The sequence below is a fragment of the Paenarthrobacter sp. AMU7 genome, assembly GCF_041200195.1.
Taxonomy (GTDB): Bacteria; Actinomycetota; Actinomycetes; order Actinomycetales; family Micrococcaceae; genus Arthrobacter.
In genome coordinates this window covers 3,920,669-3,947,407 of the sequence record NZ_CP165735.1, presented here as the reverse complement: position 1 = coordinate 3,947,407, position 26,739 = coordinate 3,920,669, and the positions used below count along the sequence as shown (strand labels likewise).

The 26,739-nt window shown below is 60.6% G+C and carries 25 protein-coding genes; 19 read left to right on the top strand and 6 right to left on the bottom strand.

Annotated elements, in window-relative coordinates; all coding sequences use genetic code 11:
* From ABQM86_RS18135 to ABQM86_RS18125, 3 genes are all read left to right on the top strand, one after another.
* On the top strand, positions 1–1,356 hold the full coding sequence (locus tag ABQM86_RS18135) for a tetratricopeptide repeat protein (protein ID WP_369745200.1): 1,356 nt from the start codon (positions 1–3) through the stop codon (positions 1,354–1,356).
* A gap of 170 nt (positions 1,357–1,526) precedes the next feature.
* Complete coding sequence (locus tag ABQM86_RS18130) at positions 1,527–1,787, top strand: hypothetical protein (protein ID WP_369745199.1); 261 nt, start codon at positions 1,527–1,529, stop codon at positions 1,785–1,787.
* 601 nt (positions 1,788–2,388) lie between these two features.
* Positions 2,389–2,619: a transposase gene (locus tag ABQM86_RS18125; RefSeq protein WP_369746687.1), complete on the top strand. Its 231-nt coding sequence runs from the start codon at positions 2,389–2,391 to the stop codon at positions 2,617–2,619.
* Positions 2,620–3,072: 453 nt separating this feature from the next.
* Here ABQM86_RS18125 and ABQM86_RS18120 read toward each other — a convergent pair whose 3' ends face one another.
* Together ABQM86_RS18120 and ABQM86_RS18115 are read right to left on the bottom strand one after the other, a co-directional pair.
* Entirely contained in the window at positions 3,073–5,496 is a 2,424-nt protein-coding gene (locus tag ABQM86_RS18120; protein ID WP_369745197.1) for a hypothetical protein, read from the bottom strand.
* Between the two features lie 502 nt (positions 5,497–5,998).
* Positions 5,999–6,673, bottom strand: a complete 675-nt coding sequence (locus tag ABQM86_RS18115; protein WP_369745196.1) for a hypothetical protein — start codon at positions 6,671–6,673, stop codon at positions 5,999–6,001.
* A 325-nt stretch (positions 6,674–6,998) separates the two neighbouring features.
* On the opposite strand from ABQM86_RS18115, the gene ABQM86_RS18110 reads away from it, so the two are divergent.
* From ABQM86_RS18110 to ABQM86_RS18070, 9 genes are all read left to right on the top strand, one after another.
* Positions 6,999–7,994 (top strand): LacI family DNA-binding transcriptional regulator, encoded by a 996-nt coding sequence (locus tag ABQM86_RS18110; RefSeq protein WP_369745195.1) that lies wholly within the window; start codon positions 6,999–7,001, stop codon positions 7,992–7,994.
* Between the two features lie 198 nt (positions 7,995–8,192).
* A complete protein-coding gene (locus tag ABQM86_RS18105; protein ID WP_369745194.1) occupies positions 8,193–9,500 on the top strand; it encodes an ABC transporter substrate-binding protein in 1,308 nt (435 codons plus the stop codon).
* Between the two features lie 2 nt (positions 9,501–9,502).
* Positions 9,503–10,444: a carbohydrate ABC transporter permease gene (locus tag ABQM86_RS18100; RefSeq protein ID WP_369745193.1), complete on the top strand. Its 942-nt coding sequence runs from the start codon at positions 9,503–9,505 to the stop codon at positions 10,442–10,444.
* Positions 10,441–11,340: a carbohydrate ABC transporter permease gene (locus ABQM86_RS18095; RefSeq protein ID WP_369745192.1), complete on the top strand. Its 900-nt coding sequence runs from the start codon at positions 10,441–10,443 to the stop codon at positions 11,338–11,340. The genes ABQM86_RS18100 and ABQM86_RS18095 overlap by 4 nt, the downstream gene beginning before the upstream one ends.
* 65 nt (positions 11,341–11,405) lie before the next feature.
* Complete coding sequence (locus ABQM86_RS18090) at positions 11,406–12,509, top strand: Gfo/Idh/MocA family protein (RefSeq protein WP_039242955.1); 1,104 nt, start codon at positions 11,406–11,408, stop codon at positions 12,507–12,509.
* Position 12,510: 1 nt separating this feature from the next.
* Positions 12,511–13,260, top strand: a complete 750-nt coding sequence (locus ABQM86_RS18085; RefSeq protein ID WP_369745191.1) for a ThuA domain-containing protein — start codon at positions 12,511–12,513, stop codon at positions 13,258–13,260.
* Between the two features lie 723 nt (positions 13,261–13,983).
* Positions 13,984–14,397, top strand: a complete 414-nt coding sequence (locus tag ABQM86_RS18080) for a hypothetical protein (protein ID WP_369745190.1) — start codon at positions 13,984–13,986, stop codon at positions 14,395–14,397.
* A gap of 95 nt (positions 14,398–14,492) precedes the next feature.
* Positions 14,493–14,909, top strand: a complete 417-nt coding sequence (locus ABQM86_RS18075; protein ID WP_369745189.1) for a hypothetical protein — start codon at positions 14,493–14,495, stop codon at positions 14,907–14,909.
* 217 nt (positions 14,910–15,126) lie between these two features.
* The gene (locus ABQM86_RS18070) at positions 15,127–15,444 is read left to right on the top strand and encodes a hypothetical protein (RefSeq protein WP_369745188.1); all 318 of its coding nucleotides are present in this window, start codon (positions 15,127–15,129) and stop codon (positions 15,442–15,444) included.
* A gap of 190 nt (positions 15,445–15,634) precedes the next feature.
* On the opposite strand, the gene ABQM86_RS18065 is transcribed toward ABQM86_RS18070, so the two are convergent.
* From ABQM86_RS18065 to ABQM86_RS18055, 3 genes are all read right to left on the bottom strand, one after another.
* Positions 15,635–16,327, bottom strand: coding sequence for an HAD family hydrolase (locus tag ABQM86_RS18065; protein WP_207594926.1), 693 nt, complete (start codon positions 16,325–16,327; stop codon positions 15,635–15,637).
* A 195-nt stretch (positions 16,328–16,522) separates the two neighbouring features.
* Positions 16,523–16,906, bottom strand: a complete 384-nt coding sequence (locus ABQM86_RS18060; RefSeq protein ID WP_369745187.1) for a DUF1304 family protein — start codon at positions 16,904–16,906, stop codon at positions 16,523–16,525.
* A 96-nt stretch (positions 16,907–17,002) separates the two neighbouring features.
* Positions 17,003–17,896, bottom strand: coding sequence for a LysR substrate-binding domain-containing protein (locus ABQM86_RS18055; protein WP_369745186.1), 894 nt, complete (start codon positions 17,894–17,896; stop codon positions 17,003–17,005).
* Between the two features lie 116 nt (positions 17,897–18,012).
* Between ABQM86_RS18055 and ABQM86_RS18050 the strand changes: the two genes are divergently transcribed.
* The 3 genes from ABQM86_RS18050 to ABQM86_RS18040 are packed head-to-tail and all read left to right on the top strand — an operon-like array spanning position 18,013 to position 21,706.
* Positions 18,013–18,777: an enoyl-CoA hydratase/isomerase family protein gene (locus ABQM86_RS18050; RefSeq protein ID WP_280623738.1), complete on the top strand. Its 765-nt coding sequence runs from the start codon at positions 18,013–18,015 to the stop codon at positions 18,775–18,777.
* 17 nt (positions 18,778–18,794) lie between these two features.
* Entirely contained in the window at positions 18,795–20,387 is a 1,593-nt protein-coding gene (locus ABQM86_RS18045) for an acyl-CoA synthetase (RefSeq protein ID WP_369745185.1), read from the top strand.
* Positions 20,384–21,706, top strand: a complete 1,323-nt coding sequence (locus ABQM86_RS18040) for an MFS transporter (RefSeq protein WP_369745184.1) — start codon at positions 20,384–20,386, stop codon at positions 21,704–21,706. Before ABQM86_RS18045 ends, ABQM86_RS18040 begins: the two co-directional genes overlap by 4 nt.
* 83 nt (positions 21,707–21,789) lie before the next feature.
* On the opposite strand, the gene ABQM86_RS18035 is transcribed toward ABQM86_RS18040, so the two are convergent.
* Positions 21,790–22,365: a hypothetical protein gene (locus ABQM86_RS18035; protein WP_242703404.1), complete on the bottom strand. Its 576-nt coding sequence runs from the start codon at positions 22,363–22,365 to the stop codon at positions 21,790–21,792.
* A 239-nt stretch (positions 22,366–22,604) separates the two neighbouring features.
* Here ABQM86_RS18035 and ABQM86_RS18030 point away from each other — a divergent pair, with 239 nt between their 5' ends.
* From ABQM86_RS18030 to mpaC, 4 genes are all read left to right on the top strand, one after another.
* Positions 22,605–22,985, top strand: a complete 381-nt coding sequence (locus ABQM86_RS18030) for a hypothetical protein (protein WP_207594915.1) — start codon at positions 22,605–22,607, stop codon at positions 22,983–22,985.
* 228 nt (positions 22,986–23,213) lie between these two features.
* A complete protein-coding gene (gene mpaB / locus ABQM86_RS18025; protein ID WP_369745183.1) occupies positions 23,214–24,236 on the top strand; it encodes a daptide biosynthesis RiPP recognition protein in 1,023 nt (340 codons plus the stop codon).
* Positions 24,236–25,525: a daptide-type RiPP biosynthesis aminotransferase gene (gene mpaD, locus ABQM86_RS18020; RefSeq protein WP_369745182.1), complete on the top strand. Its 1,290-nt coding sequence runs from the start codon at positions 24,236–24,238 to the stop codon at positions 25,523–25,525. The genes mpaB and mpaD overlap by 1 nt, the downstream gene beginning before the upstream one ends.
* Positions 25,522–26,736, top strand: a complete 1,215-nt coding sequence (gene mpaC, locus ABQM86_RS18015) for a daptide-type RiPP biosynthesis dehydogenase (RefSeq protein WP_369745181.1) — start codon at positions 25,522–25,524, stop codon at positions 26,734–26,736. Before mpaD ends, mpaC begins: the two co-directional genes overlap by 4 nt.
* Positions 26,737–26,739 lie beyond the last annotated feature (3 nt).

Genomic DNA, 26,739 nt, shown 5'->3' with positions numbered 1-26,739 from the left:
ATGGTACGTGAATTAGATCCAAGTGGTTTTGTGGCTTTAGCCAGAGCTTCAGCGGCTGAATCCAAGCGCGTGGACGATGAAGTTCATCGGATCGTTGCTATGATGAGAACCGTCTGGGGTGATTCGGCTCCTCCAGTAAAGCTCCTTGAAACGCAGGCTGAGATCGAGCGTCTTGCAAACCAGTTGAGCGCTAGGTTGCTTGATTTTTCAACTTTAGCCTCGAGCATTTCTCGGACGTTGTCCTCCGCTGATGAAAGAATCATTAGGGGTTTATCCTCAGACTCATCAGATGCAATTGCCGAGAATGAAAGGCTGTATAAATCGGGCGATGTCGCGGTGACTGCTCGTGCTGCATTCAACCTTGGCCGAATCTATCAGGGTCTGGGTTCGGCTCTTCAAGCCAAAGTGTGGTATCTCCGCGCTGTTGATTCGCCCGATCCGAAGGTATCGGCGCAAGCGGCTCTTGCTGCGGGCTCTCTTGCGGAAAAGCAGGATGACTTTGAGGGTGCGCGTGATGCTTATAGTCGGGCTTTGGGTAGTGCTGAGCCAAGAATGGCGGGTCAGGCTGCTATTGCCCTCGGTTCCCTTGCCGAAAAACAGAGGTTTTTTGATGTTGCCCGCGAGTCATATGAGAGGGCTATGCATATTTCGGACTCGAAAACGTCAGGGCAAGCTGCCATGGCTCTCGGGTCGTTAGCCGAAAGGGAGGGTGATTTTGCTGGGGCTCGAAAAGCATACATTTGGGCGATCAATTCGTCTGACCCACGTCTGGAGGCGCAGGGAGCGATGGCTCTTGGGGCGCTAGCTGAGAGAGAAGGGGACTTCTCTGAGGCGCAGCGTGCCTACATGCATGCCATGGATACCTCGGACTCTCGCCAGGCTGGTGCTGCTGCCCTCGCTTGGGGCGCACTAGCCGAGAGACAAGGAAGCCTTGATGAGGCTCGCCGAGCTTATATGCGTGCTCTCGATGTGCCAGATGATCGGACCATGGGCCGGGCGGCCATAGCGCTGGGATCTCTGGCGGAACGTTCAGGTGACATTAGAGGGGCACGAAATGCTTACATGCGTGCAATGGAAGGTACTGACAGCCGAACGGCAGGACTGGCAGCAATCACATGGGGGAGCCTCGCGGAGAGCCGAGGACATTTTGATGAGGCGCGGCCGGCCTATAGGCGCGCGCTAAAGTCATCCGACAGCCGAATTGTCGGTAGAGCTCACCTTGCCTTGGGGCGCCAAGCGGAACGGGATGGTGATGTTGAGTCGGCGCGTCTCCATTATGAATCGGCTCATAGGGGAACTACCCGCGTTGCTGCCGAAGAAGGCCTCAAGCGGCTCGAAAACCGCACGGTTCTTTAGGTGTGGTTTGTGGGAGCTGAACTATCGATTCCTGCGTCCGATCCAACATGCCCGGCGAGAACAGGATCACCGCAATCGAAACCTCACCACGTCAACCGGTATGCTCCGGGCATGCAGCAGAAACTATAGAAAACGAGTCGAGACCGCTCCCCGGCGCATTGCCTGAACGCGTGCAGACGGACAAGGTCTACGTCGTTCCGATGAGAAAGGCGATGGAAGCCGACGAAGGTGCCACCCCAAGGTACACGGACTTTGTGCGGTATCTTCCGAAGGAGGCGCGGGCGGCTGGCATCCCGCTAGAGTTCGCAGCAGGTGAACGCAGGCGTAAGTACCTGCAAGAGTTCAGCGCCGGAACGGAAAAGTGGGCGCTCGGTCTTGCTCTCCTGACCATCACCATGCGCGCAACATGGGTTTTGAGGAAGTGTCGCTAGTCGCTCGCCGTCGCTATCGTCAGGCGCGCATAGTCGAGGGTTCGGTTGACTTGGGGCCAGCCCGGGACGACCCAAGAGTTCGCCGTGCGGCCCAGCACCATGATTTGAATTGCGATGGGTGCCTTGGGCCGTGTAAGGGCTTCAACGATATGCAGAACTGGCCAGATGTCCCGGCATCGGCGCCTGAGACGGAAACAGATCATGTGGATGACGTTGTCGAAATCGACGATCAATGCGGCATATAAAACGGAAGGGTTAATGAAGTCATCCGTTCACCCATGCTTGCATAATGCCTAGGCCTGTTTGGCGGCAGGATCGAGCGACGTCTGAATGAATTCCCCCACTGTGTTCTCCTGATCCTCTTCGCGTCCGATGATCTTGATACTCCGTCGGACCTGAGTTGGCTCACGGCCCGCGGCTACGCGGTAGGCCGAGGCACTGATATGCGGTGATGTTGGCGGAATGCTGCTTTTTCACGCACTAAGTGGTTTTGTTCTAGTGTCACCGCTGTGGTGTTCATCAGGAGGGTGCGGGCGGCCTCGGGCGACGGCAGTGCAGATTGCAAGGTCGGCTATTCCGATGAGCGCAGAGTCGCCCCCAGATCGTCGGCGACTGGATCATAGACCGGCGCGGTTTCCCGCTGGAGATCGGCTGCTTCGAAGGCAACAAGGCCGAGACCGAAACCATGCTCCTGATCATCAAGCAGTTCAAGTCCCGTCACAGCCTGGTCGACATGGTCGTCGTGGCCGACGCCGGAATGCTCTCGACGTCAATCCTTCGCGAACGGGACGAGGCGAACCTGCGCTTTATCGTCGGCTCGCGGATGATGTAGACCCCGGCCGGCCTGGCCTCGCACTTCCGTTGGCACGGCGACGCGTTCAGCGACGGCCAGCCGTTCGAAACCATCACACCCAGAAGCGGCTACACGAAGGAGAACAATCCTGACCTGCGCGCCGAGCCGTCTGGGACCCGGCCATCCGCTCCAGTTCGTGGCGGACCGTGTGGGCCTACTCCCGCAAGAGAGCGGAGCCCGGCGACAACCTCACGGCCCAGGAGAACCGGCCCGCGATGTCAGCTAGGGACAAAAGGCTGCTCGCGCCGCACGGCTCGTCAAGACAGCCAGCGGCAAACGCAACCTTCCTCCAAGTGCTGTTATGAGAGCCTGAGAATTCGCGGCTGCTGCTCGCTTTGTCAGGAATCGGCTCCCTGTTTACTGGGCTGGAGGAAGAATAGAGTTGCCAGCTTTAGCTGGTCGTGAGGTTCGCATACTGCACTCAGCACCAGCTCAGAGGTCAGTGTGCTTGTGTTCCTCGACATGTGAAGCGGCTAGTCGGATAATCCTAGCCGGATGTTCGGCGGATACCCTATGAACTTCCGAGCGGATCTCGGAGCTGTAATCGTTCCACTGGCCACTTGCCGCTGCCTTTTGTAAGCCGTGGAGAGTAAGTAGGGGCACTCTAATACCGCCTGCGCGCAAGGCCGTGAGAAGGGCTGCGGACACCAGAGGAGTGATGTTTGTAGAGATGCTTCCCACAACAGCCAAGCTGCGAGAGGCGTGCGATCGAACTGTAGCGTCGACATCACGAGACAACTGCAGAAGAAGTAGTTGACTCCATGCCCATTCAGCGTAAGCATTTGCAATGTCGGGGATCATCTGCGCCGCGGCGACCCGTTCATCGGGAGATAGACTTCCGGCAAGTTCAGTGGCTTCGGCGAGGGATTGGTCCTTCGGAATAATGTGCAGTACAGATCCAGCACGTATGGCTTCCGTAAATTTTGAGGATTCATCGGGTTCGCTGAAAATTCCACGCACCTCAGAACCCATTAGGTTCTCCCAGTTAGATTGCAAAATTGATGCCGCCTCTATCGGAATTCCATCTTTGCCATATTCTGCGAACCGAGTCAATGCACGAGCTTTTAATTCTCGAGGCACGCTGGAATCCGACAGATACGCCGCAACTGCCGTCCAAACCCGTTGCCTGCCGTAAATATGAGCAAATACGGTGGATAGTTCTGCCGAGTCTGTATCCCCGAAAGAGATCATACCCTGCTTGGCCGAGTCCCTTATCTTCTGAAGGTCACTGATGCAGGTATGTTCGGCGCGTGCAATCACGGCTGAATCTACATCGAAGAGTTCTTGGGAATTTGACACAAGGTAGAGGGCCAGGTCGGAATCGCTTGCCGAAAGGAGTTGGCGTGCGTGATCTGCCGGTAGATGCACATTCACGGCTCGACTTGGAATGGACGCGAGAGCTTCACGTCCAAGGTGGCTCTTTCCCCATGCTCGCCATTCGTCAATTGTTTCGCGGCTGACTATGCTCCAATTGATTGCCTCAATGAGTCTCACAAGATCGCTCTCAACCAGCTCAAGCGACACTTGGTCTGCGAAAGCGAGGAGCGCGCGGCGCGCGACAAGATCATCGAGATCCGTCTCTGGTAACAGCTTCACCATAGATGACCACAGGATACGTTCATCGACATGGACCGGCCGTGGGGCCTCTCGAAGTCGGTGGAGAAAGTCTGTAGTGGCCTTTAGCGATTTTGATAGGTCAGTAGTGCCCAAGTATGGCGCGGCAGCCGAAAGGACAAGCAGGTCGAACTCGGTAATGTCAGACGGAAAACTGGAACGTCCAAGAATTAGCTCTGCGTCTTTCGACAATGCGATGTCCGGTCCTCGCATGGAGATCCAGTCCAGGCTTCTCTTGAGGCTTTCCTTCGCACGGGCTTGACGGAGTAATCTGAGGCCGTCCTGGATCTCCCAAGCACTTGAAGACGAGGTATTCTCTGCTTCTCGGAGTATGCGTATTTGTGCTAGTGACTCTCTACCCTTCATAAATTCGTTAACATCGCCTCTTAGCTCTGCTGTTAAGAGTGCCTCAAGTGCTGGAGAGATTATTGGATCTTCATTTCTGAACGTGCGTCCGAGTTTACGAGACCCGATTCGAGTTTCGAATGCGTTTTCAACGTACTTTCTATCTCGAGAAGCAGACACGAAGCCTGCTCGCATGTCTGGCCAAGATGTACGGGATTTCACAACCTTAACCCAAGTTTCCCCACTGAAACCTTCGATTCGGGATCGTAGTTCTCGACTTTGGGAGGTTAACGATTCCCAGATATCTTGAGAAACGAGATCTGAGTTCCAACTAATCCCGTGTGAGACAGTAAATTGACTCCATTCACCTTCAACGGCCAGGAAAGTCTCAACGTAATTTAGTTCATCCAGTGAGCCTGCGTAATCGAGCATCTCAAATTTTCGTGCTGCTATCTGCTGGTGCAGTAGAGCGGCAGCTAGAGCAGAGGTTCGCGAGGAGCCGCTAGTAAACCGCTTTTTCAAGGGTTCCAACCGGAGGAGTGCGGTTGCGCGCTCATCAAGTTCGACTTCGGCGACGGTGGCAAACATCGCTGCGGCAACGGCTGCTTCAACGGGCATGGTTTCATTGCGTGTGAGCGTCCAGAGATCATCGGCACCCCTTCGAACGGAGCCCAATATTACAGAGCGCTTGGCTGCATCAATCAGCCTGACCGCCCAGTCAGCCTCTGAGAGGGGGAGTAGGTCCGAGTATCGCTGGAGGTCATCGGGGCGGCAGCGGGCTACAAGTGCAAGGAGCCCTGATGCCTCGACGTTGTCCTGTGAAAAATTCGGGTGAGGTGCCACGGCCCACGGAGCCGCTACTGCTGCTATCCATGCCCCGCCGTTCAGAATCTCCATGGCATCCTTACTTCATAGTCAAGTAGGTCAAAATCGTCTTGCCCGCTTGGGCCGACGTTGCCAGCGACGGTTTGTATGCCAAGCTGACGGACGGCTATTCGCATGTGCTTTTCGGCTTCCGTCTGCAGTTCGGCGGGCTCTTGGACTCTCGCAGCATACTTGCGGGAGATGTCTCCTAATTGGACCGAGGCGAGATCGTTCACTGCACTGTTCGCGAGCGGGGGGAAGACCGGCTGACACGCAACCAAAACTATACGGGTTCCGGAGTCGGGCTGGATCTTGGCCAGTTCATGTTCGATCTGGTCACCTGTAGTGATTTGGCCGTGGGCATTCGCAGGGTACGCAAGGAAATGCAGTAGGGCAGTTTCTTCTAACTGTGAGTCCAGGAAGACAGCAGCGGGGTCTGCCTGGACGGAGTCAACGGCGTCCTGCAAGGCGATCTCCCAATCGACCTCGATGACAACGAGGGGTCGATAGTGGATCACGAGTCTACTGAGAGTCACTAGCCACGGGCCGTCGTAATCAGGATTTTGGTTCTCTGGAGGTAAATTGTGAGGGACCCGCTCGGGCTAGGATGGCCGCAGACCTCTCTGGATACGCTAACCGGGATCAAAGCAGCCGTTCCGGCAAGATCACTTGCCGAAGCCGTTCCGTCGAAGTTGCCCTGAATATTTGGGCAGGTCGGGACAGCAAGTGACTCAAGGGGCTGAACGGAGATGGGAACGGGCGGCGTGGGGTAGATAGCAGCGATTGGACCCATTGCCATGAGGAGTAACAGAGCGGCGATGCCAAATCCGCTACCGAGTCGTGTCCGTAAAGTGATGGCGTCTACAACTGAAGTGGCGTTTCGCTCGGATGCGTCGACTAGGTCGCGAAGACTCGGCTTGGGGTCTTCGGCTTTTTCATCCGGTTTCTGATTCGGGAGCCTGTACATTGACCCGCTCAGAAAGAAACACACGCTGATCCCTAGCGCGAGGATCGCAGCGTAGCCTGCATACTTTGTCGCCTCCGGAAACCCCTGACCCACGGGGGAGAAGATTAGGCCAGCAGCAAGCGCCCCGGACAAGGTTGCAAGAAGGGTTGCTACCGACCGAGCGCGGTCTCTATATCTGTCTCCGTCTGCCCGGTACGAGGCGATCAAAGCGTAAGCCCGCTCCTGATTCTTTTCCTCGTTCACGAACCAATCCTATGCTATGGGCAGAAGGGTGAACGCAGGGTTCCGGTCACCGTGGCCTCCTTTGTCATGCATGGAATCGCCCCTTGGCTATACGAGCCCCTGAGCCTAGTCCTCTTCGCAGGCGGCTGCTCTGCAGTAACATCCCAAGGCCCGCTACGCCACCGGATGATTAACCAAGCCGACGGCCGGGTCTCCCGGAATCATTGCAATCCGATAGATGGTGCTTCGGCACCCCCTATCGTCAGCAGCTAAGCTGAGGAACGCCGGTGGCACTGCACTGACGTGGCGGCGAGGACCATCGTCACTGCTCGCGGAAGGACTACGAATGGCTCGGCCGACAGTTCAGGACGTCGCCAGGACTGCTGGTGTGTCCGTGGGGACGGTGTCGCGCGTCTTGAACGGGAGTTCGGCTGTCAGTGCGGCGGCCAAGGAGAAGGTCAACGTCGCCATAAAGGAGCTCAGCTACCGCCCGCTCGCCTCAGCAAGGGATCTCCGAAGAGACCGGACCATGCGTGTTTTGGCACTCGCCAAGAACCTGGACTCGCTCGTGATCAGTGAAGTGTTCCGAGGTGTCGGGGACGCTGCGGCGGATTCGGGTTACGTCAGCCTGATCGCGGCCACCGACGGCGACCTCGATCGCGAACAGCAACTAGTCGATATGCTGCGCAACGGATCCGTTGACGGTCTGGTGATCTTCTCGCCGACAATGCCGGACGATGACGTGAACACAGTCGCCGAGCAAATGAGCGTGGTCCAGGTCTGTGAAATCGTCGACGCCGAGGCAGCCTTCGGCGTATCCATTGATGACCGCCGGGCCGCTTACGACATCACCAAACATCTGATCGACACGGGCGCCAAGAAGCTGGCCATGCTCGCCCATAGGGGAGCCCGCTCGGGCAGGCTGCGCGAAGAAGGCTTTCGACAAGCACTCGCGGAAGCGGGCTTGGAAGAAGACAAGATCCTGCTCGGAGAAGGCAACTTCGGGTTTCACGCCGGCCGAAATCTTACGAAGAAACTCCTGGAAACAAAAGACCTTCCGGACGCAGTCTTCTGCGGAACCGACGTGGTCGCAGCCGGATGCGTCCGGGAACTCACTGACGCAGGCATAAAGGTTCCAGACGACATCGCCGTAGCCGGTTTCGATGACTCTGCCCAAGCAGAAATGTGCGTCCCGGAGCTGACCACAGTCCGCCAACCCGCCTATGAAATGGGCCGTGTAGCCTTCGCTGAACTACTGGAACGAATGACAGTCGAGGGCGCACACCGCAAGGGAAGAACCTTCCTCCCGCACGAACTCGTCATACGAGACTCCACGAAATAAAGAGGGTTGACAGCCCTCAGTGGTCCCTGTCACACTACTTTGGAATCGATTCCACGGCCGCAGGCCTATTCTTTTGAACACATTTGGAATCGATTCCACAGCTCAAAGGAACCACCGGCAAAGAAGCCACTCTCAGCACGCGGGACAGCCAAAACGCGCACTGAACGCACCCACCCACAGCCACCAAAGGAGCCACTTGTGGACTTGAACCGACCTGCTTTACCGCTCCAGAACAAAGCCACAACACGAAAAGCCCTCGCATCAGCCGCAATAGCCGCAGCCCTCCTCCTCAGCGCCTGCGGCGGGGGAGCCCCGCCCCAAGGTGCCGAGCAAGCGGCAGCTGCCGATCCGGCGTCGGGCGCTAATGCCAGCGGCGCGGTCAACATCTGCGGCGTCAAGGACGCGAGCGGCATCTACAAGGGCACGGCAGAGGCGTTCACCAAGGCGAACGGCAAGGTCACGGCCAAGTACACCGAGATCGGTGCCACCACGGATGAGGCGCGCACGCAAATCGTGCAGCGGCTCGAAGGCAAGTCCACTGAGTGCGACCTCTTCGTCACGGACGTCATCTGGACCTCCGAGTTCGCCTCCCAAGGCTGGCTGCTGGACCAAACCAAGCTGGTGGAGGCCAACAAGGACCGGCTCATTCCCTCCACTGTGGAAACCACCAAGTATGAGGACAAGTACTGGGGCTCGCCGTTCTTCACCAACGCCGGTTTGATCTACTACCAGAAGGACAAGGTGGCCAAGCCCGAGTCCTGGCAGCAGCTTTACGCGGAAGCCGCCAAGGCTCCCGGCAACGGCTACGTCTACCAGGGCAAGCAGTACGAGGGCCTCACGGTGAACTTCCTCGAAATGCTCTACAGCGCAGGCGGAGAAGTCCTCAACGACCAGGGCGACGTCAAGATCGACTCCAAGGAAACCCGCGACGTCCTTAACTTCATGAGCGACGGACTCAAGAACGGCTCAGCGGACCGCGCGGTCCTCACCTACAACGAGGACCCGGCCCGCCTCGCCTACGAGTCCGGCGACTTCGGATACCAGCGCAACTGGCCGCACGTGTACCGCCTGCTCAACGCGACACCGCTCGCGTCCAGCTTCGGCGTCGCGCCGCTGCCGGCATGGGAAGGCGGCAAGGCCTCCGGCGTGCTGGGCGGCTGGAACCTGGCAATCTCGGCCCACTCCACCAACCAGGCCGGAGCTGTCGCGTTCATCGACTTCGCCACCACCCCGGACTGGCAGAAGCACGTGGCCATGGACTACTCGCAGGCCCCCGTCAACGAAGCTGCCTACTCTGACCCGGCGGTACTCGAGAAGATGCCGTTCGCCACGGAACTCCTCGCCTCAGTGAAGGGTGCCAAGCCGCGCCCGATCTCGCCGGTCTACCCGCAGATCTCGCAGGCGATCTACAAGAACGTCTACGCCGTCCTCTCCGGCACCGCCTCCACCGAGGAAGCCGTGCAGAAGATGGCCGAGGAAATCACCGCCGCCAAGGCGAGCTTCTAGCTATGGCCACCAGAACAATCTCACCAAGCCGCGGCCCAGCGAAGACAAGCGGCCGCGACCGCGCCGAGCGGAAACTCGCGTTCCGCATGACCGCCCCATCGCTGGTCATCATGGCGCTGGTTGCGGCGGTCCCCATCGGCTACGCGATCTGGCTCTCGCTGAACCAGTACAGCGTCCGCACCGCCGGCCTGTCCCGCTTTGTCGGCCTGGAAAACTATATCAACGCCCTCGCAAGCCGGGAGTGGTGGGCTGCGTTCGGCCAGACGTTCCTCTTCGCGGGCCTGTCGGTCAGCCTAGAATTGGTTCTCGGTACGGCCATGGCGCTCCTGCTCAATCTCGCGTTCAAGGGTCGGGCCGTCCTGCGCACCGTGGTTCTGCTGCCGTACGCGATCATCACCGTGGTCAGCGCCATCACCTGGCAAACGATGTTCCAGCCCAACATGGGCCTGGTCACCAACGTCCTCTCCACGCTGGGGCTGCCGGGCGGCGACGTGGTGTGGCTCGGTGAGCACGGCTACGCGATGGCCGTGATCGTCATGGCCGACGTCTGGAAGACCACGCCCTTCGCGGCGCTCATCATCCTGGCCGGCCTGCAAGTCATCTCCGCTGAAACGTACGAGGCCGCGGAACTCGACGGCGCCAGCAAATGGCAGACCTTCGTCAACATCACCCTGCCGCTCCTGCGCCCGGCGATCGTCCTCGCCGCGATCTTCCGCACCATGGATGCCCTCCGCGTCTTCGACCTGCCGTTCGTCCTCACCCGCGGTGCGAACGGCACCGAATCCATGTCCATGCTCGCCTACACGCAACTGCGCGAAAACCGGTTGGTGGGCGAAGGCTCGGCGCTGTCCATCCTGACCTTCCTCACCGTCATGGCGGTCTCGGTCATCTACGTCCGCTTTGCCGGCGGCAACATCCGCGACGTCGCGAAGGAGGAACAATGAGCACACTGACTGCAGAACGCCCGACGGCGGAACTCGCCAAGCGCCCCAAGGCGCCGAAGCGTCGCTTGCGTGGGGAATCGAAACTGCACCCCTTGGTGTGGGTGTTCGTGGTGGCCGTCATGGCTTTCTCGCTCATCCCGTTCTACTGGCTGGTGAACACCTCCCTTAAGAAGGGCGCGAGCCTGTCCCAAGGCGAGCTCTTCCCGAGCCAGCCGACGCTTGAGAACTATCTGGTGGTCTTCCAGAACCCCGAGTTCCTCCTGGCCTTGCGCAACTCGGTGATTATCGCCGTCGTGACTACAACGGTGGCTTTGGTGTTCGCGTCCTTTGCCGCCTATGCGTTGGCCAGGCTGAAGATGCGCCGCAAGGCGATGATCCTGACGCTGATCCTCTCGGTCACCACGTTCCCGGCCATCGCCATCGCGGCCCCGATGTTCTCCATCTGGCGCGAGATCGGGCTGTACGACACTCTGCTGGGCCTCATCATTCCGAAGCTGACGTTTGCGTTGCCGCTGGCGATCTACACGCTGACGTCCTTCTTCAAGGAGATCCCGCGTGAACTCGAGGAATCCGCGTACATGGATGGTGCCACGCCGTTTGTCGCCTTCCGCAAAGTGATCCTGCCGCTGGCGGTCCCCGGCTTGGCGACGACGGCGATCCTGGTGTTCATCTCGGTCTGGAACGAATTCCTCCTGGCCGTCACTCTGACCACCTCGCCCGAAGCCCGTCCAGTGCCGGTGGCGATTGCGTTCTTCAGCGGCACCAGCGAGTTCGACCAACCCCTCGGCACCATCAGCGCCGCGTCCGTGATCATCACCGTCCCGCTCGTGATCCTGGTGCTCGTGTGCCAGAAGCGCATCGTTTCCGGCATGACGGCCGGAGCGGTCAAGGGCTAGGCCCCGTCACGAAGTCCCCAAACCCCTCACAGACTCTAAGAAACCCCAGAAAGAACAGGAATAACGTGAGCATTCAGCAGCAGGCCCCGTCCGCAACCCTCAAGGTGGGAGTTGTGGGCATCGGTTGGGCCGGCCAGCAGCACCTCAAGGCGTACAGCAATATCGACGGCGTCGAAATAGTCGCCGTCGCGGGGATGGAAGCTGACCTTCTTGCCCAGCTGAAGGAGGAGTACAGCATTCCCCACGCGTTCGCCCGGTGGGAGGACATGATCGAGCTTGAAGGTCTCGACGCCGTCAGCGTCGCCGTGCCGACGTTCCTGCACGCACCGATCGCCATTGCCTCGCTCGAGCGTGGACTGCATGTGCTGAGCGAAAAGCCGTTGGCGCGCAACGCCGTCGAGGGTCAACAGATGGTGGACGCCGCCCGTAAGGCAGGCCGTGTCCTGGACGTCGCGTTCAACCACCGCCGCCGTGGCGACATCCAGGCGCTCAAGGAAGTGATCGACGCCGGGACGCTGGGTCGCCCGTACTACGCCAAGGCATCCTGGCTGCGCAGGCAGGGGATTCCGATGCTGGGCAGCTGGTTCACCAACCCGGAACTCGCCGGCGGCGGACCGCTTGCTGACATCGGCGTGCACGTCCTGGACTACTCGCTGCACCTCCTCGGCGAGCCCAAGGTGCTGGCCGTTTCCGCGTCGACCCACTCCGAACTTGGCCCGCGCGGCCTCGGCGGCAACGCCCGCTACACAGCTTCGAACTCGAGTCATAAGTTTGAAGTGGAAGACTTCGCTTCGGCGTTCATCCGGCTGGAAGGGGGCGGTACTTTGATCTTGGAAGCGGGCTGGGCCACCTACCGCGACGAGCGGGACCTGATGGACTTCACCGTTTACGGGACCGACGGCGGCGCGGACTTGCGCTCGGTCGGCGCCTCCGAGAACCCGGTAGCGGACGTTCACGTCTTCACCGAGAAGGACGGCGAAAACGCCGACTTCGAAGTGGTGGCCGAGCCCGGGCGAGCCCACCAGGCCGTCGTCGACGATTTCATCGCCGCCGTGCGCGGTGGCGAAACTGTATGGGGAAGCCATGACGGCTCGCTCGCCCTCAGCCGTGCCCTGGTGCTCGATGCCTGCTACAAATCCGCCCTCGAACAACGTGAAGTGGTGCTCTGAAATGTCTGATTCGAAATTGAAGATTGTCGTATGGAACGAGGCCGTGCACGAGGCACGGAACGAGCCTGCGTCCATCGGCGAGATGTACCCCGACGGGATCCACGGCGCCATTGCTGCCGGACTGCGCGGCTTCTACCCGGACTCCGAAATCACGACGGCGACGCTGGCCGATCCCGAGCACGGACTCTCCGAAGAGGTGCTGGAGCAGACCGACGTGCTGCTGTGGTGGGGGCACATTGCGCATGGCGAAGTCGCTGATGAGGTGGTGGAGCGCGTGCAGCGCCACGTGCTCGGCGGCATGGGCTTGGTGGTGCTGCACTCGGGGCATTTCGCCAAGATCTTTACCCGGTTGCTGGGGACCACCTGCTCGCTGAAGTGGCGCAACGGGGGCGAACGTGAGCTCGTGTGGACGGTCAAGCCGTCTCACCCCATCGCGGCAGGTATCGAGAGCCCGATCGTGATTCCGCAGCAGGAAATGTACGGCGAACTGTTCGACATCCCCGAGCCCGATGACCTGATCTTCATCAGTTCGTTTACCGGGGGAGAGGTGTTCCGCTCCGGCGTGACGTTCTCGCGCGGCAAGGGCCGGATCTTCTACTTCAGCCCCGGCGACCAGGAATACCCGGTGTACCACCAGCCGCAGATCCAGAAAGTGATCGCGAACGGTGTTGGCTGGGTTGCGCAGCCTGGTGTCTTCCGTGAGGCGCCTGAGGTGTCCAATCCTGCGCGGGGCTGGTTCGAGGAAGGTTAGGCGCGGAGGGCTTCCATTCATCTCGCTGGCTGCCGTCGAAGAGCCAGCAAGGAACAGGAGCATGGTGACGGCGGTTCCGTCTTTCGATGGACGTGCCCAGACCCCGGGGGATCGAGCGTCGGTATAACTATTCCGTCCCGGGGCCGGACGGTGTTTCTGGTAGTTGAGGGTCGTCCCGCTCTTGTATGAGACCCGCGGCGCTGCGTCGGCGGTCCTCCTTCACCGATGCGTTGAGGCGTTTCAGGCCTCGGACGCCTCGTACTATAACGATGAATAATGCGGTAACGAAGAGGAACGCCATGAGTGCCATGGCCCAGTAGGTACTCGGGTCGTAGGCACTGGGTCGGAATATGAGGAGGACAAGGAACGCCAACAGCATAAGAGCATAGGCAGTGAATGAGCCGGCAAGTTGGGCGAAAGCGATATCCTCCGTGGCTCGGCTGGACCGGCTTTCTTTCATGCGAACACTTTTCCTATCCCTCGACTCCGAGCCAGTTTGGGCGCCCTGAAACCCATAATCCGACATCAACCAGTGGACGTACAGGACTTTGCCCTGGTGGACCGGTCAGAACTTGATATCTGTAGGAATCCTTTGGAGCCAGGAGTGTTCCTAAGATCGAAATCGCTGGCCGCTTCCGTCGAGGAACGCCCTGCTCCACACTGGTTGTAACCGGCTCCTCTGGCAGCCGGAAATGCTTGGGGCGGGCCGAAACGAGGAAGCCTATGCGGAAAGCGCGTGTAGCGGCCGTGCTGACGTGGATTTACGCTGCAGCATTCGGGGTCCCGGCTATTCCAGTCGGCATCTACCTCCTACAGAACGGGTACCTGCCGATGTTCATGGACCTGTTCCCGATGTACGCGGGTCCATGGGACGGCCTGCAAAGCTGGACCTTCGTGGCGCTGCTTATGGTGTTCCTTGGTGCAGTGCTGGTTGCGTCGTGGGCGGCTTGGCTGGCATGGAGGGGGCGCAGGTCCGGGCTGGCTCTTGGGCTAGCCCTCCTGCCTGTGGAAGCAGTGTTCTGGATAGGCTTCGACCTGCCTTTCCCTTGGTTGTTCGGCGTGGCCCGCGGCCTGTTGTACGCGCTCGCTTTAATGTCACTGCGACGACGTTCGGAGGGGCGGCTGGCTGGCGGCTAGTCGAGACCCGACCCGTCCGGCAGCACGAAGGGCTGATACGGACGCCGCGTCGTCAATCCCTGTGACCCGATAACCCAGCTGGTTGGCTAGGCGTTATGGAACAACGCTTTGTGCGCTACCAATCGAGTACACCTGATGCGAAAGGGCGACACCTTGGGATCTTCGCCCTGGCGAACCGATTGGCGAAGGAGGGCAGCCTCAGCACCGAAGATTGGGGCGGTTGGCGGAGTACCAACGAATTTTACGACGCGGCTTACGTAACGCCTGAGGCGTCGATCTACGCAGCCCCGGGCGCACAGGCTTGGTTCAAAGTGTCGGCCACTCACTTGTTGGAGAAAACGGATTTCTACATCGATCTTCTGCGCCGGCATGACGTCCCCTGCCGCGTGTTCTACTCAACCGATCCCGGCATCGTCATTTATGAAGACGACGTTCAAGTCGTCGTCGTCCCGTACGAAGTGGACAGCGAATCAAAAGGTCGTGATTCCGGGGAAGAGGAGCGAAAACCATGAAGCGGTATAGGGCGCCTACACCGCAGTCTTGCGGGCGGGTCTGACGGGAATTGCCAGTAGCTGGAACAGCGGGCTTGTGAGGGCGTGCAGCTGGATCTCTCATAGCGAGCGGTGGGGACCGGCTTGCGGGCGGTGCTCCGCTTGGTCCATGGCTGCGGATAGCTTATAGGCCTCCAGCTCAGTTCTGCCCTGCACGACTGCCGGTAGGCTGCACACAATGAGTAGCACACCAGAAGTGCCCCGGGAATCTTCCAACTACAGGCCCGGCGAGCCTCTCCGATCGTGGACTAGCGGCGAGCCGATCGCTCCGGTTGACGCAGAATTGATCATTCTTGCGTCAGAGTCACTTGCTTCCCTTCGCCGGCTCATCGACGGGGATCACCTTTCGGACGAAGACCTGATTGCATTCGGGAGGCTTAATTCCGATTGTGTATTGCGGTGGTACGAACCGATTGTGAGCCTCGTCCGGGAGCCCCAAATCGATCCTGAAGTGATCACACTTTTGAAGGCGTCGGTGCCTGGACTCGACTCCTAGAATCCTCGTCCCAGCGCAGCCCGGGATGTCCCGTTACTCGTCGAAGCGAGCGACGCTTGAGCATTTCGCATGCTCGGCCGAGTACCCGGTAGGGATCGGTTAACGGGCGCGTTCCGAGGGGAGACATTCGGTCGGCAAAGGAGAGTCCAAAATAGTGCTCCGTGGGGTTTTTCGCATACAACCGACGAACCTAAAGGGATCCTTCGACGAGGCGAAGAGGCAATTCCGCAAGGCTTTGGATGGTTCCCTCCCGCATCGAGCCTTCGCGGTTGAGATGTAAGGCTTGTAGCCCCGCGTTCCGGGCTCCTTCGACATCGACTCGGTAGTTGTCTCCGATATAAAGGGTCGCCGCCGGCGACACATTCATGCTTCTGCAGGGCTGTAAGAACGCCTCTTGTGCCGGTTTGGCGTGGTTTATATGTTCGGAGCTGAATACCCGGTCGAGGAGGGGTTCGAGCCCGATTCTGTTGACCTTGGACGTTTGCTGGTCGTGGTTCCCGTTGGTGATGATGCCCACCGGCATGCCGATGGCCCGGAGGTTCTTCAATGCCGGCGCCGCGTCTGGAAAGGCCATCCAGGCGTCCTCGTAGTTCTCGAGGTATTTGTTGAATAGCTCATCGATTCGGGCGCTCGTTTGGGGAACTGAAAGCCCGGCTAACGGGAGGAACTGGCGGAGTCGCTCACGGCGCTGTTCCTGGAATGTGAGTTCGTTCGCGAGGAACCGGTTGTAAATGACTTCCTCGATTTGAAACCAGCAACGTGTAAGTTCGTTGGAACCCTCCGTTCCAAGATGTTGAAGAAAAGCATCCACACCGGCACGGGCGGATGACGGATGATCGAACAGAGTGTTGTCTAGATCGAACAGGACGGCTCGAATTTGCACCCGCCAAGCGTAGCCCGCTGTTCCTCATATTGCCGACGGACCTGTTCTGCCGCGGGATGGTCGGCACCATGGGCCTCCAGTCATCACGTCCAGCCGGAGCGGCGGTGGCAGCCGGATACGGTGTTGCCGACCAGATCGCCGCGGCGTAGTCGAGCAACTCAATCGAAGTCCTGTCGGTCATTCACTGCTGCCCCACTAGTGAAGAAGAACGTAGAAAACAATCACCAGCGCGGGAAAGAGTGCCTGGCCGATGGCGCTGACCAGAAGGCGCTTCTCTGTGACCCACAGCCAGAAACCAAGGAAGACGTGGCACGAGCAGCAGAAGATAACTATGGCCGACCCGCTGGCGGGATTGCCTGAGAAGTTCACCAGCCACAGGCCCACTGCGATGCCCAAGCCGAAGGTGATGTTGTAGGCGCCAACATTCATCGCCCACATTCGCACTGCGCGCACGTCTTCCGGCCTAATCAGGAAGATCCGGTGGAACCGTTGATCGCCATGGAAGAAGATCTCCAGGATGCCAACGCTTATCAGCGCCAGGCTGGTGGATCCGGCGAGTATCTGGCTCAGCACATTCATGCCGCGCTCCTAGGCCGATCTTGCAATCTCCGCTTCTTGCGTGCAGGTTACGCTTCAGGCGTCAAGACCTTCAAGGGGTTCTGCAAACGCTCTCAATCAACCATGCCCACCCGCCTCCAGCCCCGCGCCCACAGCGGCCACAAAAGCGTCCGTCTCGGCTGACCGTCGGCTCTTCAACCACAGCGCCGATGTCCGCCAAGCCAACGGATCACCGACCAGCGGCCGCCACACAATCCCCGAAGGCAACGGCGTCCACGGCTCCTCGTTGAAGTGCACCCCGCGGCCGGCCATGATCAACCCGTGCGTGAAGTGTTGGTTCCGGGCATGAACAATCGCCGCAGGCAGGTACCCAGCGTCCCGGCACGTTTGAAGGAACGAGTCGTACAACGTTGGCGCCATGTGCCGCGGGAAGATGATCAACGGGCTCCCGGCAAGATCGCCAAGCCGCACAGACTCAAGCGCGGCCAGCGGGTGCGAAGCATTGAGCACCACACCTAGAGCCCGCGAATACAAAGCACCCGACTCGAAACCCACGCTGCTCAAAGGGTGACGCACCACGGCAACGTCCAGTTCGCCGTCGCGCAGTCGCTCAACCTGCTCAACGGTGGTGAGCTCGTGCAGGTTCAACAGAACATCAGGCGCAGACGGTGCAAACGTAGAAACCATCGTGGACAGGGCAACCGGGTTCGTATCAGGCGGCACGGCCACCTGCAGGATTCCCGAAGCGCCAGGCCGGATCCGACGCATGGACTCCTGCGCCATAGCCACGTGATCCAGCACCCCACGCGCGTGCTCCAACAGCAAGGCTCCTGCTTCGGAGAGCTCCACACCGGTGCGTCGGCGGTGGAACAGCAGCACTCCGAGCTCCTTCTCCAGGTCCTTGATCCGTTGCGACAGCGGCGGCTGGGCCATGTGCAAACGCTGCGCAGCACGGCCGAAATGAAGCTCTTCGGAGAGCACCACAAAGTACTTGAGATGGTGGAGGTCCATCGCCGCACCATATCAGTTTGATATCAAGGCGAGTAGATATTGATGTTAGACGGGTCACATTCGCCGATGGTCAGATGGGATTCAAGAAGCCCCAACGAACCAAAGGAAACTCCCTAATGTCCCAGGATGTCCTCTTCGAACAGACCGGCCCCACCGCCATCATCACCCTCAACCGCCCGGACAAGCTCAACGCCTGGACCGAGGCCATGCGCAACGAACTCATCGACTACCTGGAAAGCCTCAAAGGCAACGACGAGGTCCGCACAGTCATCCTCACCGGCAGCGGCCGTGCGTTCTGCGCCGGGCAGGACCTCGCCGAGACCGCATCCATGAACCCCGAGGACCACGAGTCCGCCGAGGCCTGGATCGACGGCTTCGACCGCCTCTACCGCGCCGTGCGCAACCTCGACCAGATCACCATCGCCGCGGTCAACGGCGTCGCCGCCGGCTCCGGTTTCCAGTACTCGCTCCTCGCGGACCTGCGCGTCGGCGACTCCAAAGTCCGCATGGGCCAGCCCGAAGTCCTCTCCGGCATCCCCAGCATCACCGGCATCTGGGCCATGTGGAGCATCCTCGGCAAGTCCAAGACCTCCCAATTCGTCCTCACCGGCGAGCTGGTGGATGCTGCCGAGGCTCAGCGGCTCGGCCTCCTCAACTACTTGGCGGACGACGGCGGCGTGCTGGCTTACGCGAAGGACCTCGCCGCCCGCTTGAGCCTGCTTCCTCCGGGCGCGGTCCGCTTGACCAAGAACCGCCTGCGCAGCCTGGAAGACGACGACCTCAGCGACGCGATGGCAGAAGCCAAGCGTGTTCACCGCGAGGCATACGGCACCGGCGAACCGCAGCGCGAGATGGCCCGCTTCCTCGCCGGCCGCCGCTGAAGGGACGGGACACCAAAGTGAAAACAGCCACCCAAGACCGCTACATCGAACTACGGAACAGCCACCGCTGGGAGATTCCGGAGCTCTACAACATGGCCGTCGACGTCGCCGACCACCACCCAAGGGACAAGCGGGCACTCATCCTGGAGTCCGCCGTCGAAGGTCAACGAGAGGTGAGGTGGGGCGAAATCCAGGACCGTTCCCGCCAGATCGCGGCCACGCTGCAAAAGGCCGGCATCAAGAAAGGTGACCGCGTCGCCGTCTTGTTGCCCCAGCGCTCCGACACCCCGGCCGCGTACCTCGGTGTGCTGCGGACCGGTGCCATCCTGGTCACCATGTCCCTGCTCTGGGCCGCGGAGCCCATCCGCTTCCGGCTGGAAGACAGCGGCGCGTCGGTGATCATCGCCGAGGAGTCAGCGAAGCACCTGTTCGAGGACTACGAGGGCACGTTCATCGACATCGACAGCCCGGCCATCAAAGAGGGACCCACAGAGTTCCAGGACGTCGAAACCGCAGCCGACGACCCCGCACTCATCTTCTACACTTCGGGCACCACCGGCCGGGCCAAAGGAATCGTCCACGCGCACCGAACCCTGCTGGGCCACAACGAGTTCCAGTACTGCCACCAGATCGGTGACGGCGACGTGTTTTACGGCGCGGGGGACTGGGCGTGGTCGCTCGCCAAGCTCATGGGCCCGCTGCGACTCGGTGCCACGCATTTGGTCTTCCGGCCCAGCGGCGGCTTCAACCCCGCAGCCCTCCTGGACAGCATGAGCCGCCACCGCGTCACCAGCGCCCTCGTCAATCCGACGTTCCTGCGCAAGATGCGCGAAGAGGTGCCCGACGCCGGTACTCGTTTCCCGCTGTCCCTGCGGACGGTTTGCTCGTCCAACGAGCCGCTGACGCCGGACCTGATCACCTGGTTCGAGTCGCAGTACGGGGTGACGCTGCTGGACTATTACGGTTCCACCGAGTCCTACCCGCTGCTGGGCAACTACCCCGATGTGCCAGTGAAGCCGGGGTCCATGGGCCGTCCACTTCCTGGATGGGACGTCCGGTTGCTGGACGAAAACGAGCAGGAAGTCCCGGTCGGCGAGACCGGCGAGATCTGCCTCCGTGCGCGCTCCAACCCGCAATTTCCCTTGGGATACTGGAACATGCCGGAGGCGTCCGCCACTGCATTCGGGGGCGGTTGGTACCACACCAAGGACCAGGCCTACACGGACGATGACGGCTATTTCTGGTTCCTGGGGAGGACCGACGACGTCATCAAAACGTCCGGATACCGCGTTGGACCCTATGAGCTGGAGGCAGTCATTCGCGAGCTCGATCCCGTCAGGGACGTGTCTGTGACAGGTGTGCCTGACGAGCTACGCGGCCAGTCCATCAAGGCATGGATCGAACTAATGCCCGGTCACGCTGGGGGAGCGGAACTGAGCGAAACCGTCGTGGCGCATGTGAAGGAGAACTTCTCCCGCTTCGCCTACCCACGATTCATTGAATACGTCACCGCGCTGCCGAAGTCTGCCACCGGCAAAGTCCAGCGCGCCCAGCTCCGCGAACTCCCACACGTTGTAGCCTCTCCCCGCCCCGAAGGACAACAATCATGAATACGATGACCCAGAAAGTCGCTGACACCGAGTCCTCCCCCCGGCGCAGCCTGAAGCGCGTCGCCGCAGCGGCCGCCGTCGGAAATTTCGTCGAATGGTTCGACTCCGCGGCCTATGCGGTCATGTCCGTCACCATCGCGAAGCTCTTCTTCCCTGATTACTCCACGACGGCGTCACTTCTGGCCGTGTGGGCGATCTTCGCCGGCGGCTTCATCGCCAGGCCGCTGGGGGCGGCTTTCTTTGGACGCTACGGCGACCGGATTGGCCGTAACAAGATGCTCGGCCTGTGTGTGCTGATCATGAGTGCGGCGACGTTCTGCATCGGTATCCTGCCGACGTTCGCGGTGATCGGCGTGTGGGCTCCGATCCTGCTGTTCCTGTTCCGTGCGGTGCAGGGCTTCACAACGGGCGGCGAATACACGGGTTCCTCGGCCTTCATTGTTGAGTACGCCCCGGAAGGAAAGCGGGCAACGTACGCCAGCATCATCCCGGCCACCGTTGGGCTGGCCTCGGTTGCCGGCGCGTTGCTGGGTGCCGCCATTACTGCCACCTTGAGCACGGAAGACCTTCAGTCCTGGGGCTGGCGGATTCCGTTCCTGCTCGCGGCACCTCTTGGTTTGATTGGCCTGTATATCCGCTCCAAGGTGGACGACACTCCCGTGTTCCGCGGTTTGGAAAAGACTGGCGAAGTGGCAAAGCGGCCCCTGGGTGATGCCATCCGAATGTGCTCCCGCCAGATCTTCACGCTCTTCGGATACAGCATCACCAACGCCATCGCTTACTACCTGATGAGCAGCTACATGATCGCGTACATGACCTCAAGCCTTGGCTACTCCTCTGCCGAATCGATGATCACCAGCGTGATCACCATGCTGGTGTACACGGCAGTTTGTCCTCTGGCTGCGCGTGGGAGCGACCGCTTTGGTCGTAAGAAGATGCTGCTGGTGGCGTGCGTTGGCTTCGTGGTGATGACCATCCCCGCGTTCTCCATCATGCCGCTGGGTCTCGGCTTCGCGATCCTTGGAACGAGCGTCCTGGGTGCGTTGGTAGCCGTGATCGGAACCTCCAACGTTCCGGCGCTGGTGGAGATGTTCCCTTCCTCGGTCCGGGCCTCCGGCTCAGCTATTGGCTACACCCTGGCCTACGTGCTGTTCGGTGGAACTGCGCCCTTCGTGGCCACCGGCCTGGTGGCCGGCTTCGGAACCCCGCTGGCTCCGGCCTTCTACCTGATGGGCATGGCACTGGTATCCGGCGTGGTGGTGGTCTTGTTCTTCCGCGAGACGAAGGACCTGTCGCTGACTCGGACCACGGTTCTGTAGAGGCGTTCAGCTTGAAACTGGGTTGGGCTGGGCGCTCGTCAGCGCCCAGCCCAACCTCTTTTATTCCCGCTGAATATTGGCGTTTAGGCCAGCCCGAGGGCAAACTCCTCAACCCGTGTGAACACTTCAGCTTGGGCTTGTTGGGAGGCGCGCCAATCTCCAGGGATCTGCAAAGAGTGGTCGGCTCCGGGCACCTCAAAGAACGTTCCTGCACTCTCTGATTTACGACCGCCGTCCCACAGTTTGTCCTGCGAACCTCCGATGAACAGGTCGTCCTTTGACGATGCACCGATGGTGCTTCTGACCCGCTCATCGGTGAGCAGTGGTGTCAGCCAGATGCCGGGGATGCGAGCTTCCTCGGCCCACGGGATACACAAAGTGCTAAATGATTTGGCGACAATCAATCGCTGATCGGCGTCGGGGGCGGCAGCAAAAGCCTGCGTGGCAGCAGCGGCCGCGAATTCGTGAGGGGCAGCACTGGGCGAATCATCAGGAGTCCACCGGGCAGCCTGAACATGCCAGCCCAGGGCTCCCAGCATTTCACCAATCCAGAAGAGGACCGGGCCCTCCACTGGATATCCGGAACCGGGAAGCAGAACGGCGACCTTGGTTTTCTCGGGGTGATCAGTGGAGGCTTTTGCCCAGGTGAAAGATTCCATAAGGCATGGTACTGCGCGACTGGTTGGTGACAACCTAAAATCGATGGATGAATTAACTGGTCCGAACAGTGGCAGTCCCGTAGGGTCCTTGGATGGGGAAAAAATTATCCAAAACACTTCTGTCTTGTTTGATCCCGGCAGCCATCCTGGGGACCACCAGCTGTGCGATTCCGGGAGGGGTGAGCACGGCGCCGACTGATGCTCCGACCCCAAGCACGCCCCCGCAAGTGTGTCGCTCTGTGGAGGGAATCCCGGTGGTGACGGAGGACTGTGTGGTGGTGGATCCTGAAGCGGCCATGGCGGCGAACGAGCTGTACCGCCAGCGAAGAGTCCTGACGCCGGACATGCGGGAACATCTCAATTCCTATCTTGAACCCGCTCGAAAGGCACTTGAATCACTCAGCGAGCCCACCACCGCAACTGCCGTAGTGGAAGCGTTCGGCTCTGTTGGACTTACGGACGCGGTGCAGACGGATGACAACGGAAATGGTGTGCGGTTTGGGGCAGCGTCGCCGCAAGGCGGATGCCTCTTCGGATACGTGGCTTTCGACGGCAAGGTCGACATTTCTACCGGCGGCAGCATTATGGACGGCGGCTGCCTGGAGATGCCCGGGCACTGAGCCCCATCTCTTGGGATCCGGCCCTGTTTCTTCCACCACCTAGGCCACCCCCAACCACCACCTAGACGCCCCCAAATAACCCCTAATTTCGGCCGATTCACCACCTAGTTTCCGCTTTCCGCCCTGTGGCCCTTCGGCCCGCCCATAGTGTCCTTCTCATAACGAGCACCCGGAAATGATGCCGGGACTGCTCCGGAGAAGAGTGCACAACTATTGGGGGTTGGGTCATTGAAGCTGAGTCAGCAACAGAGCATTGCCGCCGCTGTGGATCAGTGGATCACCGGCATTCCGGGGCGTATCCCGGGCCACGTCATTTTTGTCGAGAATCCTGACCACACCGGCTACGCGAAGACGCTGGCCGGCGAGGACTCCACCATCCTGGTCCTCAACGGGGACAACACGGACCCGGGCATTGTGCCCGTCACGGGATCCTTCGATGTCGCAGGAGAAGAACTCCTGGTGGACGGCACGCTGAGCCTGGAAATCCAGGACTATGTGGCCATCCCGTTCGTGAACCTTGTGGGTGTGACGGTAGTCAGGATCACCACCAAAGAGGACTGGCAGGCCTTCTTCGACGACGCCGAGGAAGCCTGCAGAACAGGCCACTTCGTCCAGCAACTTACCGAGGTCAATGCGGTGCTGGCTGAGCGGGGACTGCTGAGCGGGGCGCCAAAGGACAATCTCCTTCTGGCCAGGCTCCACATCACGTGGGGTGGATCCGTTCTCAGCGGACCCTACGGAACCAAGATCGGCACGGTTGGGGACGCTCTCGCTGACCTGCGGATCAGGTCCATCGCCCTCAGGCCGGAGTCCGCCGTTGCCGCGGCCTACTACCCCTGGGACATCTACGAGTCGCTGGCCGCCAAACCGTGGATTGCCCGCTACCTGGCCGCGTTGGACGCCTGGAAGTTCGTAGCCCGCGAGGACCGTGCCGCCACCAGGCTGGTGGGATTCGGAGCCAGCCTCTACGGCGCAGCGCTGAGGGACGGTCTGCCGTCAGCGCATGCTCCCTTCATCCTGAAGCGGGGGAATGACCATACCCTTCTGGACGCCCAGACCGGGCGTCTCTTCAAGATCGGTCCGGACGCCGCAGCCATTATCGAAGCCGTTTCCAACCTTCGCGACGTCAGGGTGGCTGCCATCGCAGCGGCGCCGGCCATCAAAGTTTCAGCTGCGCTCGCCGAGGAAGCCGCCCATGCTGTCCTGGACCGGTTTGGGCAACTCGGTATCGACATTGTTGGTGCACGCTGATGACCGTTGTGCCGATCCTTCCCACTCCCAGGACTCAACTTCCACTCTGGGTACCACTCGTCCCCCAGCACGACTTCGCAGGGGAAAGCCATACAGCGGTCAGTGCCAACGGAGTCCATGTCACCTTCGACGACGGACGGCAACGCCTCTGCGCCAAGAGCGGGCTCTGGAACACCAACCTGGGCTACGGAAACGGGAACATCGCCGGGGCCGTAGCCAAGGAACTCCACAAGGCGTCCTACCTTCCGCTCTTTCGCACGGCTCACCGCGCGGCCATTGAAGCTTCCAAAGCCTTGGTGAACCTGCCGTCCCACAGCTTCCACCGCGTCCTCTTCTCTACCTCCGGAGGCGCTGCCAACGATGCCGTGATGAAGCTGGCACGCCAGTACTTCGTCCTGGACGGGCAGCCTGAACGGAAACTTGTCGTCGGGCTGAAGGGCAGTTATCACGGGCTGACGTATGGAAGCCAGGCCCTGAGCGGCGATGAACTGGGACAAGCCGTGTACGGAGTGGACCGGCGGAGTATCCGGCACATCAGCTTTGACGACGACGGTGTGGAACTGGCGCAGCTCATGCGCAGGGAAGGCTCCAGGATTGCAGCGGTCATCATGGAGCCCGTCCTTGGATCAGGCGCGGAAGCGGTCCCTGACGCTTTCATCGAAGCGGTCATCAAATACCGGGACCAGCACGGCTTTCTCGTGGTGGCCGACGAGGTAGCCACCGGCTTCGGGAGAGTAGATGGCTGGTTCGCCTCCGACGCGTGGCCTCAGCAACCAGACGTCATCGTTACGTCCAAGGGACTGACCAACGGCACCAGCGCCTGCGCCGCCCTCCTGATCGCACAGCGGGTGACAGAAGCTTTCGATAAGAACGAATCCGTCTTCGTTCACGGGGAAACACAGGCAGGCACACCGGCAACGTGCGCGGCGATCATCAGCACCATCGCCGAGATGAAAAGACTGGACCACAACACCCTGACCAAGCAGGTGGCCTCTGGCCTCAGCAACCTCATCGAGGACCTGCAAAACACGCGAGGCATAGGCAATTCCACGGGCCGCGGCTGCATGAGGGCCATCAAAATGCTGTCCCGCAACGGAACACCCCTGTCGCCAAACGGCGTCCTTGCCGTAGTACGGCGAATCCACGACGCCGGGGCAATCGTGCAAGCCGGGCCGGGACGAATCCAACTCCTGCCCGCACTCATCTATACGGAGGAGAACTTCGAGGAACTGCGCCAGGCCATCCGCACTGGCCTGGCCGCTGCCGAAAAAGATGGGGTCTTCGCATGATCGCGGACCACATGTGGCGGACCCGCTGTGTCATTCTCGACGACGGCACGGCCTCCAAGTACATCGGCGGCCTGACCCGCGGACGGACGGGATTGGTGGTGGACAGCCACCTGGGAGGACACCGGGACAAGCTGTTGGCCGGCCAACTCAACGGTGCACCGGTCCTGGACCTGCACGCGACGACAGTGACCGTGGAAACCGTCCGGACGGTGGGTAGCTTCATCCGCGAAAACGGACTTCAGACCGTTGCGGGGCTCGGCGGAGGCTCAGTCCTGGACGCGGTCAAGCTCGCCGCGCTGTTCACTGCGGATCCGAGCCTGGCCATCTTCGCCGAACGCCATGCCAAACGCTCAGGCCTCCTGGTCCTCCCGCCGGTGACCAACCCCAAGGAACGTCCCAAGACCATTCTGATGCCGTCCACCGTGGGGACCGGCGCCGAAGTCAGCGCCGTAGCGTGCCTGGACACCGCCGTCGGACGCCGTTTGATTGTCTCGCGGCACCTGACAGGTGACGCTGCACTGCTCGACGCCGGACACCTCGCCACCCTGCCCAAACGGCTGGTTTACGAGGGGCTGCTTGAAGCGTTCCTGCGCGTGGCCGGGACCATGATTGGCAGCCACCACAGCATCTTCGACGACGACGGCCATGCACTCATCCAACGGATAGTGCAGCTGGGGCAGCAACTGTCCTCCAAGGATGCTCCGGAGCTGAGGCTGGCCGCCGCCCGCCTGAGCATGGAAACGCACACCGGCTGGGCACTGATGGGGCGCAACCCTTACGGCGCCAAGCACTGGTACGTGGCGAACGAGCTCTCCTACGTCACGGGCGCGCGGAAAATGACGGCGACGGCCTCGGTGATTGGCCCCATCTGGAGGGAAATCGGTGAGGGCGCCGCAGGGTGGGGCGATTCCACACGGCTCAAGCACCTCTGGAACATGGTGACGGCAACGGTACCTTCACTGGATCCCGATCCTGGGCGGGGTATTGACGAGTTGATGTGGCAGTGGGGCGTCACGGGGCTCCCATCCATCACCGAGGAAATCCTGGTCCGCACCACAGACGCCTGCATCCGCAACTGGGGCGGCGGGCTTCCGATGCTTCGAGGCATCGACGCCGCACAGATCCAGCACGTCCTCAGCGCCGCTGCGGGAGGACCCCACATCTTGCCAGGCCCCACGGGCAATCTACGAGAGGCAGGGGAGAGGGGGTGAACA

What these genes read in the sequence shown, in the direction of transcription:
- ABQM86_RS18135 (WP_369745200.1), top strand. Translation starts at nt 1, where the DNA reads ATGGTACGTGAATTAGATCCAAGTGGTTTTGTGGCTTTAGCCAGAGCT.
- ABQM86_RS18120 (WP_369745197.1), bottom strand. Translation starts at nt 5,496, where the DNA reads ATGGAGATTCTGAACGGCGGGGCATGGATAGCAGCAGTAGCGGCTCCG.
- ABQM86_RS18110 (WP_369745195.1), top strand. Translation starts at nt 6,999, where the DNA reads ATGGCTCGGCCGACAGTTCAGGACGTCGCCAGGACTGCTGGTGTGTCC.
- ABQM86_RS18100 (WP_369745193.1), top strand. Translation starts at nt 9,503, where the DNA reads ATGGCCACCAGAACAATCTCACCAAGCCGCGGCCCAGCGAAGACAAGC.
- ABQM86_RS18095 (WP_369745192.1), top strand. Translation starts at nt 10,441, where the DNA reads ATGAGCACACTGACTGCAGAACGCCCGACGGCGGAACTCGCCAAGCGC.
- ABQM86_RS18085 (WP_369745191.1), top strand. Translation starts at nt 12,511, where the DNA reads ATGTCTGATTCGAAATTGAAGATTGTCGTATGGAACGAGGCCGTGCAC.
- ABQM86_RS18080 (WP_369745190.1), top strand. Translation starts at nt 13,984, where the DNA reads ATGCGGAAAGCGCGTGTAGCGGCCGTGCTGACGTGGATTTACGCTGCA.
- ABQM86_RS18075 (WP_369745189.1), top strand. Translation starts at nt 14,493, where the DNA reads ATGGAACAACGCTTTGTGCGCTACCAATCGAGTACACCTGATGCGAAA.
- ABQM86_RS18070 (WP_369745188.1), top strand. Translation starts at nt 15,127, where the DNA reads ATGAGTAGCACACCAGAAGTGCCCCGGGAATCTTCCAACTACAGGCCC.
- ABQM86_RS18060 (WP_369745187.1), bottom strand. Translation starts at nt 16,906, where the DNA reads ATGAATGTGCTGAGCCAGATACTCGCCGGATCCACCAGCCTGGCGCTG.
- ABQM86_RS18055 (WP_369745186.1), bottom strand. Translation starts at nt 17,896, where the DNA reads ATGGACCTCCACCATCTCAAGTACTTTGTGGTGCTCTCCGAAGAGCTT.
- ABQM86_RS18050 (WP_280623738.1), top strand. Translation starts at nt 18,013, where the DNA reads ATGTCCCAGGATGTCCTCTTCGAACAGACCGGCCCCACCGCCATCATC.
- ABQM86_RS18040 (WP_369745184.1), top strand. Translation starts at nt 20,384, where the DNA reads ATGAATACGATGACCCAGAAAGTCGCTGACACCGAGTCCTCCCCCCGG.
- ABQM86_RS18035 (WP_242703404.1), bottom strand. Translation starts at nt 22,365, where the DNA reads ATGGAATCTTTCACCTGGGCAAAAGCCTCCACTGATCACCCCGAGAAA.
- mpaD (WP_369745182.1), top strand. Translation starts at nt 24,236, where the DNA reads ATGACCGTTGTGCCGATCCTTCCCACTCCCAGGACTCAACTTCCACTC.
- mpaC (WP_369745181.1), top strand. Translation starts at nt 25,522, where the DNA reads ATGATCGCGGACCACATGTGGCGGACCCGCTGTGTCATTCTCGACGAC.